This window comes from Elizabethkingia argenteiflava (assembly GCF_009904105.1).
Classification (GTDB): domain Bacteria; phylum Bacteroidota; class Bacteroidia; order Flavobacteriales; family Weeksellaceae; genus Elizabethkingia; species Elizabethkingia argenteiflava.
In genome coordinates this window covers 1-1,210 of record NZ_JAAABJ010000423.1, presented here as the reverse complement: position 1 = coordinate 1,210, position 1,210 = coordinate 1, and the positions used below count along the sequence as shown (strand labels likewise).

The 1,210-nt window shown below is 33.8% G+C and carries 1 pseudogene; it reads left to right on the top strand.

The window, feature by feature from the left end:
- A pseudogene (locus GNY06_RS04955) lies at nt 1-581 on the top strand (C97 family peptidase); the annotation flags it as partial.
- Nucleotides 582-1,210 lie beyond the last annotated feature (629 nt).

The window sequence follows — 1,210 nt, the reverse complement described above, 5'->3', positions numbered from 1 at the left end:
TTTCTCCTGTTGAGGGAATACAGATCCCCGTATACAGAGGAAACCAAAGCGTAGTCGGAGACTCTAGACCATTAAGCCCCGAGGAAATCAGGATGCTTACCGCAAGGGATCCTATTACAAATTTAAAACAATTCTTTAGGTGCCTAGATCGATCTAAACCAGCTAACCTGACCGTTTATGCAGACAGGAAAGATATTGGTCATGCTTTTATAACCATCACCCAAGGGAGTAATGTTCTTACTTTTGGTTTTTACCCAAAACTAGAAGCTTTAGCTAAAAGGGGAATAGGTCCGGGAACTTTAAATAATGACAGCCAGCATTTATATCATACTTCGCTTAATGTGGGAAACATCTCGCCTGCTCAATTAACTCAAATTATTAATTTAGCTGAACGATATCAGAACAGCTGGTACAATCTAGCAACTCATAACTGCACCACATTTACTAAGGATGTTATGAACATATTAGGGAAAAACATGCAAGGATTAGATATTCCTAGTTTTTTTGCAGATAAACTGGTGCAAATGGGAGGGGTAAATAGACAAGGATTTGGTCCCTATACGCGAAGATCTTGTAATTAAATAATAAGTTAAGATGAAAAGCAATAAATTATTTAAAGTAATGAAAGTTTTAGCGGTAATTTCTTTCGCTTTAATTATGAGTCTATATGACAATGATTATCCTTTTTTTGTATTATTTATATTTCAAATGCTATCTCTTTTTTCTAATTTAATAGAATTGAATTTTAATTATATAGATATTTATGAATTGATTCCCCTGTTTATTTTTTTTAATTTATTCATTTTTGTAAACTCTAAGCGATATAAAGATCGATATAGTTTCCTTTTATGTTTTATTGCTTTATTATTTGGAATTACATGCAGCCGTATATATGATTTTTCTACACTTCCAGATCGCATTGCAATATTGAATTCCTTTACTATAAGCATTTCCATATTTATTCTACTCTCTATAGGGATTATCATATTGCATTTTTATCCAGAGGATAGGTCAAAATAAAGTGACCATAAAGAAAATGTTTAGATGAATTGAAGCGCTCCCCATATGCGGAGCGCTCTTTTGTAATTATTTATCTTCTAATTTTTCAGTTTTTCATACCACTGCTTAACTTCTTTGTAGCCAAAAGGGTTCTGGCTGTAATTGCCGGTGATCACCTGTCTGGTGGCTAGGAGTGAGGGCTTAGCGGATA